Origin of the sequence: Paenarthrobacter nitroguajacolicus, assembly GCF_007786235.1 — a bacterium.
In the GTDB taxonomy this organism is placed as follows: Bacteria; Actinomycetota; Actinomycetes; order Actinomycetales; family Micrococcaceae; genus Arthrobacter; species Arthrobacter nitroguajacolicus_A.
Genome location: NZ_VNFK01000011.1, coordinates 76,845 through 92,448, shown reverse-complemented (window position 1 = coordinate 92,448; position 15,604 = coordinate 76,845). Strand labels below are relative to the sequence as shown.

Annotated in this window: 12 protein-coding genes and 1 tRNA gene; 5 read left to right on the top strand and 8 right to left on the bottom strand. The window is 63.6% G+C overall.

The window, feature by feature from the left end; translation table 11 throughout:
- The first annotated feature begins 143 nt into the window (after positions 1-143).
- Positions 144-1,592: an amidase family protein gene (locus FQP90_RS14735; protein ID WP_144651742.1), complete on the top strand. Its 1,449-nt coding sequence runs from the start codon at positions 144-146 to the stop codon at positions 1,590-1,592.
- Here the strand turns inward: FQP90_RS14735 and FQP90_RS14730 are convergent.
- From FQP90_RS14730 to FQP90_RS14695, 8 genes are all read right to left on the bottom strand, one after another.
- Positions 1,573-2,529, bottom strand: a complete 957-nt coding sequence (locus tag FQP90_RS14730; RefSeq protein WP_144651740.1) for an Lrp/AsnC family transcriptional regulator — start codon at positions 2,527-2,529, stop codon at positions 1,573-1,575. The two genes, FQP90_RS14735 and FQP90_RS14730, sit on opposite strands and share 20 nt — an antisense overlap.
- 141 nt (positions 2,530-2,670) lie before the next feature.
- Positions 2,671-3,510, bottom strand: a complete 840-nt coding sequence (locus tag FQP90_RS14725) for an aldo/keto reductase (protein WP_144651738.1) — start codon at positions 3,508-3,510, stop codon at positions 2,671-2,673.
- Positions 3,511-3,647: 137 nt separating this feature from the next.
- Positions 3,648-4,088, bottom strand: a complete 441-nt coding sequence (locus tag FQP90_RS14720; RefSeq protein WP_144651736.1) for a hypothetical protein — start codon at positions 4,086-4,088, stop codon at positions 3,648-3,650.
- A gap of 8 nt (positions 4,089-4,096) precedes the next feature.
- Entirely contained in the window at positions 4,097-4,750 is a 654-nt protein-coding gene (locus tag FQP90_RS14715; RefSeq protein WP_144651734.1) for a bacterial proteasome activator family protein, read from the bottom strand.
- 79 nt (positions 4,751-4,829) lie between these two features.
- Entirely contained in the window at positions 4,830-5,021 is a 192-nt protein-coding gene (locus FQP90_RS14710; RefSeq protein WP_144651732.1) for a YbdD/YjiX family protein, read from the bottom strand.
- A complete protein-coding gene (locus tag FQP90_RS14705) occupies positions 5,021-7,291 on the bottom strand; it encodes a carbon starvation CstA family protein (protein ID WP_144651729.1) in 2,271 nt (756 codons plus the stop codon). The genes FQP90_RS14710 and FQP90_RS14705 overlap by 1 nt, the downstream gene beginning before the upstream one ends.
- Positions 7,292-7,493: 202 nt before the next feature.
- Entirely contained in the window at positions 7,494-8,036 is a 543-nt protein-coding gene (locus FQP90_RS14700; protein ID WP_144651727.1) for a PadR family transcriptional regulator, read from the bottom strand.
- 30 nt (positions 8,037-8,066) lie between these two features.
- Positions 8,067-9,050 (bottom strand): NAD(P)H-quinone oxidoreductase, encoded by a 984-nt coding sequence (locus FQP90_RS14695; protein WP_144651725.1) that lies wholly within the window; start codon positions 9,048-9,050, stop codon positions 8,067-8,069.
- A 101-nt stretch (positions 9,051-9,151) separates the two neighbouring features.
- Here FQP90_RS14695 and FQP90_RS14690 point away from each other — a divergent pair.
- The 4 genes from FQP90_RS14690 (at position 9,152) to FQP90_RS14675 (ending at position 15,604) form a co-directional block, all read left to right on the top strand.
- Positions 9,152-9,242: transfer RNA gene (locus FQP90_RS14690), tRNA-Ser, on the top strand.
- Positions 9,243-9,431: 189 nt separating this feature from the next.
- Positions 9,432-10,217: a VOC family protein gene (locus FQP90_RS14685; RefSeq protein WP_144651723.1), complete on the top strand. Its 786-nt coding sequence runs from the start codon at positions 9,432-9,434 to the stop codon at positions 10,215-10,217.
- A 178-nt stretch (positions 10,218-10,395) separates the two neighbouring features.
- Positions 10,396-10,887 (top strand): septum formation family protein, encoded by a 492-nt coding sequence (locus FQP90_RS14680; RefSeq protein WP_167510499.1) that lies wholly within the window; start codon positions 10,396-10,398, stop codon positions 10,885-10,887.
- A gap of 181 nt (positions 10,888-11,068) precedes the next feature.
- Complete coding sequence (locus FQP90_RS14675; RefSeq protein WP_144651719.1) at positions 11,069-15,604, top strand: ExeM/NucH family extracellular endonuclease; 4,536 nt, start codon at positions 11,069-11,071, stop codon at positions 15,602-15,604.

Here is a 15,604-nt window from a genome sequence, read left to right as displayed (position 1 = left end):
GCCGGATCACACACAATAGCTGACGGAATCAGCCATCACTGTGGCCGAATCAGTCAAAGCTTGCTGTGAAAGCGTCGGAGGCTTCCCCGAGGAAGTGTGACCCGGCACACTTTCAGGCAGTAGCAATCCAGCAAAGGAGCACCATGCCTGACACCCTTGGCGAGCTGTCCGCCGTCGAACTTTCCGCAGCCATCCGCGACAAGAAGGTCTCGGCGCGCGAAGCCCTGGCCGATCACCTGGAACGCATTTCCGAAGTGAACCCAGTCATCAACGCCGTGGTGACCCTCGACCCGGACGGCGCCCAGGCCCTGGCACACGACGCGGACCAGCTCACAGCCTCAGGGGCTGAGCTTCCGCCCCTGCACGGCGTACCCATGACGCACAAGGACACCAACAACACCGCTGGAATGCGCACCACCCAGGGCTCGCTCGCCCTGCGTGACTTCGTGCCCGACGCCGACGACCTCATCGTTGCGCGGCTGAAGGCCGCAGGTGTTGTCAGTACCGGAAAGTCGAACGTACCGGAGTTCGGCGCGGGGTCGCACACGTTCAACGACCTCTTCGGAACCACCACAAACCCCTACGCGCCCGCCCTGAGCGCCGGCGGCAGCAGCGGCGGGGTGGCCGCCGTCGTCGCCTCACGTGTCCAAAGCCTCGGCGACGGCAGCGACATGGGTGGTTCGCTCCGTATCCCGGCCTCCTTCTGCAACGTGGTGGGCTTCAGGCCGTCGACGGCGGTGATCCCCATGCCGTCCTGCGTCAACGCTTACGCGTGGCTGGGCAGGACCGGACCGATGGCCCGGAGCGTGGAGGACATTGCCTTGTTCATGTCCGTGACAGCAGGCAAGGATCCGCGGGTTCCGCACCCCACGGGGCTGGATCCCGAGGTTTTCCGGTCCAGCCTGGAGACGGACATGCGCGGCGTGCGGATCGGCTGGTCGCGCGACTTTGGCATCGGCGTGCCTGTGGAAGCGGAAATCCTGGACCATCTGGAGCGGCAACTGGCCATCTTCGAGGACCTCGGGGCGATCGTGGAGGAAGCGACCCCGGACTTCAGCGAAGCAGACCTGGTGTTCGGCAACACCCGCGCCATGGACTTCGCCGCCGGACTCGGGCCGATCCTGGAGCGTGCAGGGGAGGTCATCAAGCCCGAAGTGCACTGGAACGTGAACAAGGGCTTCGCCCTGACCGCCCGGGACCTCATCGAGACGGCCGCGGCCCGCACCCGGCTCGAATTAAGCGTCCAGGAGTTCTTCAGTCGCTATGACCTCTTCGCCAGCCCCTGCGCCCAGGTCCTCCCCTTCGACGCAACGCTGCGCTATCCCGCCCAAGTAGCGGGAGTGCCCTCCGAAACCTACCTGGACTGGATGCGGTCGGCCTGCCTGTTGTCCGCTACCGGCCTGCCGGTGCTCAGTGTTCCGGCAGGATTCAGTTCAGGGGGCTTGCCTATCGGTCTCCAACTCGCCAGCAACCACTACACAGATATGCAACTGCTCCGCTACGGGCGTGCCTTCGAACAGCAGACGGGGTACGCCGCCGTCGCCCCTGTCGTCACATCAGCGCCGGCACCGCTTACGACGATGAGCGCATGAGCCGACCACCGCGTTTGCGGGCATCGAGCAGGATGGAAACATCCACTCCAGCGGCGTTCTGGGCCCACTCCGAGTCCGTAATGAAGCGGTAGAGGGACGGCATGTCTTCCACAGTGACGTCGGCCATGATCTGGTAGTCGCCCGCAATCGCCGCGGCATAACGGACAGTGGGAAGCTCCGCCAGGCTCTTGCCCACCTGTTCAACCTGGTGCGGCGAGGCTCGTATCCACAGCAGGGCCTCAACGCCAAGACCGAAAGCCGCCGGCTCAACGATCGCGCGCAAATGGACTTGGTTGTTGGTCAGCAGCCATTCGCTGCGCCGACGTGCCGTGGCTTCCGAGACACCAATCCGGCGCCCCAGCGCTTCGAAACTCATCCGGCCATCGGCACACAGCGCATCGAGGAGCTCGTTGTCCTGGCGGCTGAGCTCCTGCCGCGGCACCAGGATGCCTGAATCGGGGGTGAGGGCCGACCGGAGTGCCTCGGCTTTGTCAGCGGTGAGGATTTCGGGCCGCCAACCGCGGATGGTGCGGAAGTAACGAAGGACGGGATAGCTGGTGGAATCACGCAAACCAATGGTGGAGGGCAACTCATCGGACAAGACGGTGCCTATGTGGGACGGTTCGGTGAGGATCTCGGCCACGCAGTCACCGGTGCCGGTGATGGTGTAGACGAACGTGGTATCCGTCCGCTGCGACAAGGCCTGCGCGGCGGCACGGACCGTCCCGGGCATGCATCGCATCTGCACAAGCACCACAGCAGGCTTGGGGCGGATCCCAACAACAGCAACTGCGCCGGATTCCAACAACTGTGCTCCGCGGCGCGCAACTGTTCGCTCAGCCTCACCAAGGACAGCCGCCATCTTCCGCCAGGGGCAGCGCGGATCAAGCTGCAGGGCAGCAACGATCTGCCGCTCCAATGCGTCAAACACCACCATGCAAGCTCCGTCCGTTGGGGTCGCTCAATTTCACCACGGACTTCGATGCGTTACGATCCAGCGGCGGGTGCCGCCGTCGTGCCTTAACGGCAGATGCCCCGCCCCCAAGCAGGGGCGGGGCATCTGGACCAGGCTTCGCGTCTAGGCGAAGTCGGAGACCGCCGGGTCCGGGCCGATGCGACCTTCGGCACCGCGATCCAGGCCGCTGATGGCCTCGACGTCGGTCGCATCCAGCGTGACGTTGAGCGCCGCGAAGTTTTCCTGAATGCGGGACTCGGTGACGGACTTGGGGATCACCACGTTGCCGATGGCAAGGTGCCAAGCGATGACTACCTGTGCCGGAGTTGCGCCGTGCTTGGCCGCAATCTCAGCGACCGTGGCGTTCTCCAGGAGCTCGCCTCCCTGGCCCAGCGGGGACCATGCCTGGGTCAGGATGCCCTTGGAAGCATTGAACTCACGCAGCTCGGCCTGGTTGAAGAACGGGTGCAGTTCAACCTGGTTGATGGCCGGAACGACGCCGGTTTCATCGATGATGTGCTGCAGGCCTTCCTTGGTGAAGTTGGAGACACCGATGGACTTGACCCGGCCGCGCTTCTTGAGCTCGATCAGGGCCTTCCAAGTGTCAACGTACTTTTCCTGCTTGGGCTGCTGCCAGTGGATCAGGTAGAGGTCCAGGGTCTCCAGGCCGAGGTGGTCCAAGGACTTCTCGAATGCCTCAAGGGTGGACTCATAGCCCTGATCAGCGTTCCACAACTTGGTGGTGATGAAGATTTCCTCGGCGGAAAGGCCGGAGGAAGCGATGGCGCGGCCTACGCCGGCCTCATTGCCATAGATTTTGGCGGTATCGATGTGGCGGAACCCGGCTTCGAATGCCTGGCGCACCACCTTTTCGGCTACATCGTCTTCAACTTGCCACACCCCGTAGCCGAGCTGGGGGATGGTGTTGCCGTCGTTGAAAGTAAGTGTTGGTGACGAAGTCATGTCTGCCATCCTGCCAGCACGGCGCCGCTAAAAGCGCCGAATGTTACGCAGATCAGCTATCCGCTTAACTTCTTGCACGAAGGGAATAAGGGCGCACGCGTGTAGTTGCGTACGCCGGGCATTATTGGGATGGCTGTTTAGGCGTTGAGTTGCCGCTCCGCGTCGGCCACCTGATCGAAAACCGACTCCGCCCGACGCCTGACGGAAAGCGCCCCCACCGGAACCGGGCCAACCGCTAACCGCAACATCGCCGCAGCCTCGGCTGTGGTGGCCAAGGAATTCCCGGCTTTGGACAGCGCCCGATGCACTCCCGCCAGCGCCCCGGGAACATCCAGGCCGTCGCTCGGCGAACGCTTCTGGGCTTCCACGCAGACGGCCCGGACACGGGGAGACAACTCCGCCAACTCGTTGGCTATCTGCACCAACTCGTTGTAGAGCTCGTCATCGTCCACGCCCTCAAGGACCTGGTGATACCGGTCCAGCCCGCGGTGAAAACGGTCGTGGGCGCGGCGCCACAGGCCCTTGCCAAGCTCCAGATCGTCCTTCCGTCCTTGCCGGACGGCCCCAAAGAAACCCACGCGCAGACTCAGAGGTACTGGCCCGGGCCGTGGTCGGGATCTTCCCGGCGTCCTTGCGCCGGAGCGCCGGGCGCACCCGGTGCTGCGGCCCGCTGCGGCTGGCCGTTCTCGCCGATCACGATGCCGGGAGCGATGACGGTTCCCGGCGGGAGCTGGCGGAGCTGCATCTGGGCTGCAGCGTGTTCCTTGGCGGCCTGCTGGGCGGCGATGGCAGCCTGGATGCCATGGAAGAGGCCCTCGAGCCACCCCACCAACTGGGCTTGGGCGATCCGGAGCTCTGCGTCGGAAGGAGCCTTTTCTTCCGGGAGGGGAAGGCTGATGCGCTCCAATTCTTCGATGAGTTCCGGAGCCAGCCCATCTTCAAGTTCCTTGATGGACCGCTCATGGATCTCGGCCAGTCGGCCACGGGCAGCATCGTCCAACGGTGCCGCTTTAACTTCCTCAAGGAGCTGGCGGATCATGGTGCCGATCCGCATCACCTTGGCAGGCTCGTCCACGAGTTCGTGGAGGCTCCCGCCCTTGGGCTTGGAGTCCTTCACGGCTTCCGCCTGCGGGGCTGGTTGCTCCTCCGGGCTTGCCGTACCCTCGTCCAGCGTGGTTCCTTCCACGGGGGTGTCGTCCGAAGCCTCATCCGTGGGCTGAATGTCGTTCAGATCGCTCATTCGTTCATACTCTCATGTGGTTCCCGCCAAGCCCTGTCCGAAGCCCCATTTTGGACTTCGTTCGTAGCGAAACTACAGCTCAACAGCACCGGCCTTGGGGGTTGCTGTCCTGCCGATCCATGCGGTCCCGCCAGAACTCACGTTCAGTCATGGCAGGACCGGCATGGCCGGAGGAGGTGAAGTGTTCAAGGTACTTCCGGTAGGCGTCAGCACCCATGAGCGAACCCAGGTACGTGGCTACGCCCCGAAATCCCCGCACGACGGCCTTCATCAGTGGTGCCCGGCCTTCTGGGTGCGTTTCTCCGCAGGCAGTGCATTCCATTCCGCGAGCAGCTTCTTCTCGGCCGGCGTGGGGATCAGCCCGGCCGGCGCGTACACCTTGGACGGCACTGCCGGGTCCTCGTGGTCCTGGCCACCGCCGGCACGGATGGCCCTCACGGTGGCAATCAGCGCGGCAACGATCACGATGATACTGAGCGTCACGAAGATGACCGACAGCACGCCTTGGATCATGGTGTTCCGGACTACGGCTTCCATGGCCGCCACAGTCTTGGCTGTGCCGAACTCGGTCTTGCCATCGGCCAGGGCCTTGGAGAAGGCCTGGTTGTTGGCGAAATAGCCCACTGCGGGAACCGGCGAGAAAATCTTGTGGAAGCTGGCCGTGATGGTCACTACCGCCGCAAAAGCCAACGGAGCTGCCACGATCCACAACCACTTGAACACTCCGCGCTTGGCCGTAATGGCCAGGCACACGGCCAAGGCGATAGCTGCCAGCAGCTGGTTGGCGATGCCGAACAGCGGGAACAGGGTATTGATGCCGCCCAGCGGATCCGTAACTCCCATCAGGAGCACAGCGCCCCAGGCGCCCACCATGATGGCTGTGCAGAGCCACGCGCCGGGCCGCCAGGAGGCTTCCTTGAACTTGGGGATGAAGTTGCCGATGGAGTCCTGCAGCATGAAGCGGGCAACACGCGTGCCGGCGTCCACTGCGGTAAGGATGAAGAGTGCTTCGAACATGATGGCGAAGTGGTACCAGAAAGCCATCATGCCGGGTCCGCCAATGAACTGCTGCATGATGTGCGCCAAGCCCACCGCCAGGGTAGGAGCACCGCCGGAACGGGAGATGATGCTTTCCTCGCCAACATCCTTCGCAGTCTGGGCCAGCACGTCCGGGGTGATGTTCACATTCGCCAGGCCAAGGCTGTTGACCCACTGCGCCGCGGACTCAACGGTTCCACCGGTCAGGGCAAGTGGGGCGTTCATGGCGAAGTAGATGCCACGGTCGATCGAGATCGCAGCCACCAACGCCATGATGGCCACGAAGGACTCCATCAGCATGCCGCCGTAGCCGATGAAGCGGGTCTGCCGCTCCTTCTCGATCAGCTTCGGAGTGGTTCCCGATGAGATGAGCGCGTGGAATCCGGACAGGGCACCACAAGCGATGGTGACAAAGAGGAACGGGAACAGTGCGCCTGAGAACACGGGGCCGTTCTCACGGCCGGCGAACTCACTGAAGGCCGGGACGGTGATTTCCGGGCGGACCACGATGATGGCGAGGGCGAGCATCACGATCACGCCGATCTTCATGAAGGTGGAGAGGTAGTCGCGCGGAGCCAGGAGCAGCCACACAGGCAGGATCGCGGCGATGAAACCGTAGATGATGATGCCCCAGGCGATGGTGACCTTGTCCAGGTGGAAGAAGGCGGCACCCCACTCGGTGCCTGCCACGGCGCCGCCACCGATGATGGCCGCCATGAGAAGGACGAAGCCGATGATGGACACCTCCATCACCTTGCCCGGGCGGATGAAGCGCAGGTAGACACCCATGAACAGCGCGATGGGGATGGTCATTCCCACCGAGAAGACGCCCCATGGGCTCTCGCCGAGGGCGTTGACCACCACGAGGGCAAGGATTGCCACAATGATGATCATGATGAGCAGGGTGGCGACCAGCGCCGCCGTACCGCCGATGACACCCAGTTCTTCACGTGCCATTTGGCCCAAGGAACGCCCGCCGCGGCGCATGGAGAAGAACATGACCAAGTAGTCCTGCACGGCGCCGGCCAGGACCACGCCGATGATGATCCAGATGGTGCCCGGAAGGTAACCCATCTGGGCCGCGATGACAGGGCCCACCAACGGGCCGGCGCCTGCGATGGCCGCAAAGTGGTGCCCGAACAGGACATTGCGGTCCGTGCGGACGTAGTCCTTGCCGTCTGCCTTGTATTCGGCGGGGGTGGCACGGTGGTCGTCCGGCTTGAGCAGATAGCGCTCAATGACCTTGGAGTAGAAGCGGTAGCCGATCAGGTAGGTGCACACTGCGGCGAAAACGAACCAGATTGCGTTGACAGTTTCGCCGCGAACCAACGCGAGCATGAACCATGCCACGGCTCCCAGCAGCGAGATTGCCACCCAGAGTCCGATCTTGGCCGGAGTCCACTTGCGTTCTTCGGCTTCGCGGACCGAGTCGTCCACGGCAGGTGCGGGCAGCGTAGGATCCAGTCCTTCCGCGAGTCCGGTTTGATCAGGAACCTTGCCCATATCTCCTCCTTGAGAACTGCTGCGGTGATGGGAACTGCTGTAGTGGCGATATTCACGGTGGGGACCGCATCGCCGGTGCCTCCAAGCACACTAACAACCGTCACAGACAAGTAAAGGGGGCACACGCCAACGTGCTCCAAAGGGGCGGTGAGCGGTCACAACCATGCGGCGGATGACCACCATCCGCCGAGACAGGGAAGCCCTAGTTCATTCCCCCATTGCCTTGGGCCTGCACCATTCTCGCCTCACAAAGATCCAACCATCTGACTTCCGCCTCGGCCTGGAAGATCAAGGAATCGAGCACCAGCAGCCACGCAGTGTCCGACGCCCGCTGGTTGGCGGACGCGGCCTTTCGCGCCTGCGTGTGCTCCTGCAGCGCCCTGACGGAAACCTCGCGCTGCGACTGGATCACTTCAGAGGCGTCCACACCCGGAAGCGTTACGGCGAGCGCCAGCTTGATGGCAATCTCGTTTCGCGGCGGATTGCCCCGGTCCACCGCCCCGGCGAACCATGCCCCGACTTCCTCAGCCCCGGCGTCAGTGATGCTGTAGACCACGTGCCCACCGCCGTCGTCGCCGTCTTTACTGACCAGGCCGTCGCGCTCCAGCCGATCCAGCGTCGTGTAGACCTGGCCGATGTTCAACGGCCAGGCCGCCCCGGTCCGGTCCTCGAACTCGACGCGCAGCTCATAGCCGTACCGGGGCCGGTCCTGAAGCAGGGCCAGCAAACTGTGCCGGATGGACATGAGGCTCCTCGCTGCGGTTGGTTGGACGGTTCAGAGGAGCAGGAGGACCTTGCCCACGTGCTCACCGGAGTCAAAGTATTCATGCGCTTCGCGGACCTGATCCAAAGGGAAGGTCTTGGCGACAAGGGGCTTGATGCTGCCGTCGGTGAGCATGGGCCACACCGACTCACGCACGGCGGACATGATGATGCCCTTCTCTGAGACCGGGCGGGGCCTGAGCGCGGTGCCGATAACAGCGGCCCGCTTGCTGAGCAGCTGGCCGAGGTTGATCTCAGCCTTGGTACCACCTTGCAGCCCGATGACGATGAGCCGGCCGTAGTCGGCGAGCGCGTCGATGTTCTGCTGCAGGTACTTGGCACCCACGACGTCGAGGATCACGTCCGCGCCCTTGCCCCCGTTTTGCGCTTTGAGGCTTTCCGCGAAATCTTCTTCGGTGTAGTTGATGGCGATGTCGGCACCCAGGAACGCCTTGGCCGTGCCGACCTTTTCGTCAGTACCCGCCGTGGTGGCCACCTTCGCACCGTAGGCTTTGGCCAATTGGATGGCCATAGTGCCGATGCCGCCGGTCGCGCCGTGGATGAGTACCGTCTCACCGGGCTGAAGCTGCGCCGTCATGATGAGGTTCGAGTACACCGTGGCGGCGACCTCGGGCAGGGCAGCTGCGGTGATCAGGTCCACGCCTTCGGGCACTCTGAGCACCTGCTCGGCGGGCACGGCGACTTGCTGGGCGTAGCCACCCCCGGAGAGCAGCGCCACCACTTTGTCTCCCACGGAGAAGGCTTTGGTGACTCCAGGACCAAACGCCGCGATCCGGCCGGAAATCTCAAGGCCGGGAACTTCCGAGGCCCCGGGAGGCGGCGGGTAGAAGCCGCGCCGCTGCTGAACGTCCGCGCGGTTCAGGCCGGCGGCCACGACGTCGATCAGCACCTCGCCTTGGCCCGGCACCGGAGACGGGACCTGGCGGACTTCAAGGACTTCGGGCCCGCCCGGCTCTGAGATGTAGACGGCTTTCATGACGAACTCCCGGTTTCTTGCTTGTGTTACAGCCCCGGGGCTGGGACTGGAACACGTGATGTTTTGGAACAGCCAACTCCCTATGAAACACTACTAGGCGAGGAAGGTTGTCCGAGCGGCCTAAGGAGCTGGTCTTGAAAACCAGTGTGCGGTAACCCCGTACCAAGGGTTCAAATCCCTTACCTTCCGCCAGCGAGATGCCCCGGGTTCCTGGACCCGGGGCATTTTTTGTTGTCTGCGTACGGGGCCGGGCGGATCTGAGAACTGACACCCGGAAGATCATTGAAACTGTCCGACCCCCCGCATAGTGTTCTGTCTGTCTCCACAACCACTGACTTCAGACGCTGCTTTCGCCGCGCAACAACTCCAGGAGCCTGACCTATGCCTACGCCTGACATCACTCCCGGCGCACCTTGCTGGATCGATTTGATGACGTCCGATACTGAGACGGCCAAGGCCTTCTACACGGCGTTGTTTGGTTGGACCTATGAGACCGGTGACCAGGAAAAGTACGGCGGCTACATCACTGCTTCCAAGGACGGCCGGATGGTTGCGGGCATCATGGAGAAGCAAGCGGACATGGGGGCCATGCCGGATGTCTGGTCCACCTATCTCCGCACGGACGACATCAAGGCAACCACCGAGGCCGCCGCTGCCAACGGAGGCCAGGTGTATTTGGAGCCCATGGAGGTCCCCGAGCAAGGCAGCATGGCCATGTACGGGGATTCCTCCGGCGCGTCCATTGGTGCTTGGCAGTTCGGTGGGATGAAGGGCTACGAGATCGCAGCGGAGGCCGGCGCGCCGGCGTGGCATGAGCTCCTTTCCAAGGACTATGAGTCCGCGGTGGCGTTCTACCAAAAAGTCTTCGGCTGGGACACGGACGTCATGAGCGATACCCCGGAATTCCGCTACACAACCCTTGGCTCCGGCGATGACGCCAAGGCCGGCATCATGGATGCGTCCGGTTTCCTTCCCGAGCAGGTTCCTTCCATGTGGAGCGTTTACTTCGCGGTGGATGACACGGACGCCGCCGTTGAGCAGGCCGTGGCACTCGGCGCCGTGGTCATGCAGCCCGCAGAGGACACGCCTTTCGGGCGGTTGGCCACGTTGTCGGACCCCACGGGTGCAGTCTTCAAAATCATCCAGGACTTGGGCCAGACGGCCTAGACTGTCATCTTTCGGATCCGTTCCGGCTGCCCCCTACCCGCGGGCAGCCGGACGGATCCGCTCATTGCCGGCGTTGGGGGATCTGCCGGCATGGGTTCCTGTCTGGTCCCTCAATCGTCGACCACAGATCCGGCCCCTGGGCTGAGTCACTGTGGTCCTTCTGGGAATGAGGACCCGAATGCTCCACCTATCCAAGACCCTCAGGGCAGCCGCTGCACTTGCCGTGGCATCCGTCGCCCTGGCGGGTTGCTCGCTCATCAGCAGCGGCGACGCGAAACGGGACGACTCCGGGAAACCCACTGAGTCATCGGTGGCAGACGCCTTCAAAGTGAAGGTGGGCGACTGCATCGCAGAACCCTCCGGCACCGAGGTAAAGGATGTGTCCATCATTCCGTGCGAGCAAAGCCACGACCTCGAAGCCTATGCCGCAAAGAACATCGTGGCCGACGCTTACCCGGGCGAAACCGAGGTGGCCACCCAGTCGGAAGAGTTCTGCGGTACCGAGTTCGCCACCTTCGTGGGCGTGCCGTTCGATGAATCCACCCTGGAACTGACGTACTTCTACCCCACAACCGAGACGTGGAAGGCCTCCGACCGGGAGATCGTATGCCTGATCGGCGGCGCGTCCGGCACCCCCACCACGGGCACCCTCAAGGGCGCAGCCAAGTAGTGCTCCGGTGGCCGGGGAACCCTCCGGCCACCGACGCGCCACCTCCCATTCATCCGTTCGTGTTCAGCTATGCCCGAGGCAGCTTTACCCCGGAGTAACTTCCGGGCATATCGCCCACTTCACAAGACAGCGGGCGTCGTCCACAGGGCCCCACAGGGCTCCCTAATGAAAGTTAGAGCGGATGCAACACCAATATTGGAAATCAGCTGCGGGAACGGTCGTGTCGGTCGGGTTGCTTGCAGCCCCGCTGACGGCGGCACCCGCCTTCGCGGCGGACGATCCGGCAGTACCCACCGGCACTTCGCCGGTGGTGATCAATGAGGCGTACCTCAGCGGCGGCAGCACAGGCGCCGCGTTCAAGAACAAGTTCGTGGAGCTCTATAACTCCTCGGATACTCCCGTCAGCCTGGCTGGATGGTCCCTGCAGTACAGATCAGCCACCGCCACCACCGCGCCTACGGGTATTACTCCCCTGACCGGGAGCATCCCGGCCAAGGGCTACTACCTGGTTCAGGGAGCCACGAACAACGGCAGTTCCACAGCGCCGGCACTCCCTGCCGCGGACGTGCAGGCCACGGGAACCTTGAACCCCAGCGGAACCACCGGAACTCTGGTGCTGGCCAAGCAAAGCACCGCAGTATCTCCGCTGCCGTCAGGTTCGGTGACGGGCAACGCTGCCATCGCCGACCTCCTGGGCTACGGCACATCCAACACCTTCGAAACCGCGGTTGCTCAGGCTCCGATCAACAACTCGGACGTCAAGAGCATCAACCGCACCAATGGCGTGGACTCCGACTCCAATGCCGCGGACTTCAGCCTCAGCACTACCATCACACCCACCGGTTCCAACGGCGGGTCAACCCCGCCCACCGACCCGGAGCCAGAACCCGGCGTCAAGACCATCGCCGAGATCCAGGGCAGCGGGACGGCCAGCCCGTTTGTCGGCAGCACGGTGACGACGCGCGGCAAGGTCACCGCCGTGTACGCCACAGGCGGGTTCAACGGCTACTACGTCCAGACCCCCGGAACCGGCGGTGACAGCGGCGGGGCGGCCAGGACGGCGTCGGACGCTGTGTTTGTCTATTCACCCACGACGGCGGGAACGGTCCAGTCGGGCGACTACGTGGAGCTCACCGGTGTGGTCAGCGAATTCGCCAACCAGACCCAGCTCACCGTTGAAGCCGCAGGGTTGAAGAAGCTCACCGAGGCAGCACCCGAGGTCAAGTCCACGCCGTTCGCATTGCCTGCCAACGACGCCGCCCGCGAAAGCCTCGAAGGCATGCTCTTGTCGCCGCAAGGTGACTTCACGGTCACCGACAACTACTCCCTGAACCAGTACGGCGAGATCGGCCTCGCGGCCGGCACGTCGCCCTTGGTACAGCCGACGGCAGTGGCTACCTACGGTTCCCCGGAGTACGCCGCGGTGGTTGCTGACAACACGCTGCGCGGGATCAAGCTCGACGACGGCGCGTCCACCAACTTCCTCAAGGACGCCACCACCAAGGCACAACAGTTGCCTTACCTGACCACGTCCGACCCCGTACGCGTGGGCTCGCCCGCGAAATTCCGGACAGACGTCATCCTGGGCTACGGCAACAACTCCTGGAAGTTCCAGCCCCTTGCCGCGCTGAACCCGGCCAACGCTGAGTCGGTCCAACCGGCAAGCTTCACGGCGACCCGGCCCGAAGGTCCCGCTGACGTTGGAGGCAACCTCAAGCTGGCCTCCTTCAACGTCCTGAACTACTTCCCCACCACCGGTGACCAGCTTGCCGGCTGCGTGTTCTACACCGACCGTGAGGGCAACCCGATCACGGTGAAGGAAGGCTGCAACGCCCGCGGTGCTGCCAACGCAGAGAACTTCGAGCGTCAGCAGGCCAAGATCGTGGCGGCCATCACCAAGTCCGGCGCCGACGTCGTGTCCCTTGAAGAGATCGAGAACTCGGCACAGTTCGGCAAGAACCGCGACGACGCACTGTCCAAGCTGGTGGACGCCCTGAACGTCAAGACGCCTGGTGTGTGGGATTACGTGCGCACGCCGGCCAACGCTCCCCCGCTGAGCGACGAAGATATGATCCGCACTGCGTTCATCTTCAAGAAGGCCGTGGCCGAGCCTGTAGGCGAGTCCATCATCCACAATGACACCGTGGCCTTCGCTAGTGCCCGCAAGCCGCTGGCACAGGTCTTCAAGCCAGTGGGCGGGGACGATGGCAAGAAGTTCATCGCAATCGTGAACCACTTCAAGTCCAAGGGCTCCGCAGCAACACCCGAGGACACCGACAAGGGTCAGGGCGCCTCCAACATCGCACGCACCAAGCAGGCCGAATCGCTGCTCGCCTTCTCCCAGGATCTCCAGGCTTCCAAGGGCACGGACAAGGTCTTCCTGATCGGCGATTTCAACGCCTACTCCAAGGAAGATCCCATCAACGTCCTCACAGGCGCCGGCTACACGGACCTTGAGGTTGGCACAGGAAAGCACTCGTACCTCTTCGGCGGCATGGTGGGTTCCCTGGACCACATCCTGGCATCCCCGGCGGCCCACAAGGTGGTGACCGGAACCGACATTTGGAACATCAACTCCGTGGAGTCCGTTGCGCTGGAGTACAGCAGGTATAACAACAATGTGACCAACTACTATGCCGGTGACGAGTTCCGGGCCAGCGACCACGACCCCGTGGTGGTGGGCCTGAATCTGACCGCGGAAGCACCCTCAAGCGTTGACCTGCAGTTCCTGGGCATCAACGATTTCCACGGCCGGATCGACTCCAACACCGTGCTCTTCGCGGGCACCGTTGAGAAGCTCCGGGCAGCGGCCGCCCCTGGCGCTACCGCCTTCATCTCCGCAGGCGACAACATCGGTGCTTCCCTCTTCGCTTCGTCCGTGGCGAAGGACCAGCCCACCATTGACGTCCTGAACGCGCTGGAACTGCAGGCTTCCGCCGTGGGCAACCACGAATTCGACGGCGGCTGGCAGGACCTGCGCGACCGCGTCGTCGCCGACGGCACCAACGCGAAGTTCGCCTACTTGGGCGCGAACGTTTACCAGAAGGGCACCACCACGCCGGTCCTGCCGGAGTACAAGGTGCTGGACATGAACGGCATGCGCGTGGCGATTATCGGCACGGTCACCCAGGAAGTTCCCTCCTTGGTAACTCCGGCCGGAATTGCCGATCTTGAGTTCGGGGACCCCGTGGAAGCCATCAACCGGGTGGCTGCAAAAATCAAGGCTGAGAACCTGGCAGACCTGATCATTGTGGAGAACCACGACGGCGCCGCTTCCGGCACGCCTGAGGGTGCCACGCTGGAGCAGGAAGTTGCAGCCGGTGGCCCCTTCGCCAAGCTGGTCAACCAGACCACCCCTGACGTCGCGGCGATCTTCACCGGCCACACGCACAAGGAATACGCCTGGGATGCCCCGGTACTGGACGGAAACGGACAGCCCACGGGCAAGACCCGTCCTATCGTCCAGACCGGCAACTACGGCGAAAACGTGGGCAGTGTGACCCTCACGGTAGACACCGTCACCAAATCGGTGACGGCGTACAAGGCCGCGATCGTGGACCGGACCACCGAGACCTCCGAAAGCCTCGTTGCTGCCTACCCGCGGGTGGCGGCAGTGAAGACCATCGTGGACAAAGCCCTTGCCCAGGCAGCGGAGATCGGCAACCAGCCGGTCGGTGCGGTGACCGCTGATATCACCACGGCCTTCACCCCGGACCCGGCGGGCGGCGCCCCCAAGCGGGATGATCGCGCGAGCGAGTCCACGCTGGGCAACCTCGTGGCGGACTCCCTGGTGGACACGCTTAAGGCTCCCGAACTGGGTGCGGCGGAGATCGGCGTCGTGAACCCGGGCGGACTGCGTAACGAGCTTTACTACGCACCGGACGGGACCATCACGTACGCCGAGGCCAACGCGGTCCTGCCGTTCGTGAACAACCTGTGGACCACGTCGCTCACGGGCGCGCAGTTCAAGACCCTTTTGGAGCAGCAGTGGCAGACCAACGCTGACGGGACCATTCCCAGCCGCCCCTACCAGCAGTTGGGGGTGTCCAAGAACGTCAACTACACCTACGATGCTGCCCGCCCCGCAGGAGACCGAATCACCGGTATTTGGGTGAACGGCGCCGTGATCGATCCCGCCAAGCAGTACAGGATCGGAACCTTCAGCTTCCTGGCCACCGGTGGTGACAACTTCCGGGTCTTCAAGGAAGGCGCCAACACGAAGGACACCGGCTTGGTGGATCGCGATGCGTGGATCAAGTACCTGAGGGAACATAACCCGGTGTCACCGGACTTCGCGCGCCGCTCCGTTGCTGTAGCCAACTCCACTGCTGCCGAGGTCAAGGCCGGAGAGTCCATCACGCTGGCCGTGTCCAAGCTCAACCTGACATCGATCGGCAGCCCGGCCAACGCGTCGCTCAACGCCGTCTTCGTGGACGGCCAGGGCGCGGCCGTTGCGCTGGGCTCCGTCCCGGTCACAGCTGGTGCGGCCACGGTGAACCTCAAGGTCCCCGCGGCGGCAGCCGCCGGCACCGGCACCCTGGTGCTGACCGCCGTCGAGAGTGGAACCGTGGTGAAGACTCTGGTGAAGGTGGCCACGAGCGGTCCGAACCCGCCGCAGTGCACCCCGCCAGTCAAGCCGTCCAAGTGGTACGACATTGTGGGCTGGCTGCGGTACGCCTTCGCATGGTTGGAGTACCAAAAGTGCCTGAGGGGCTGA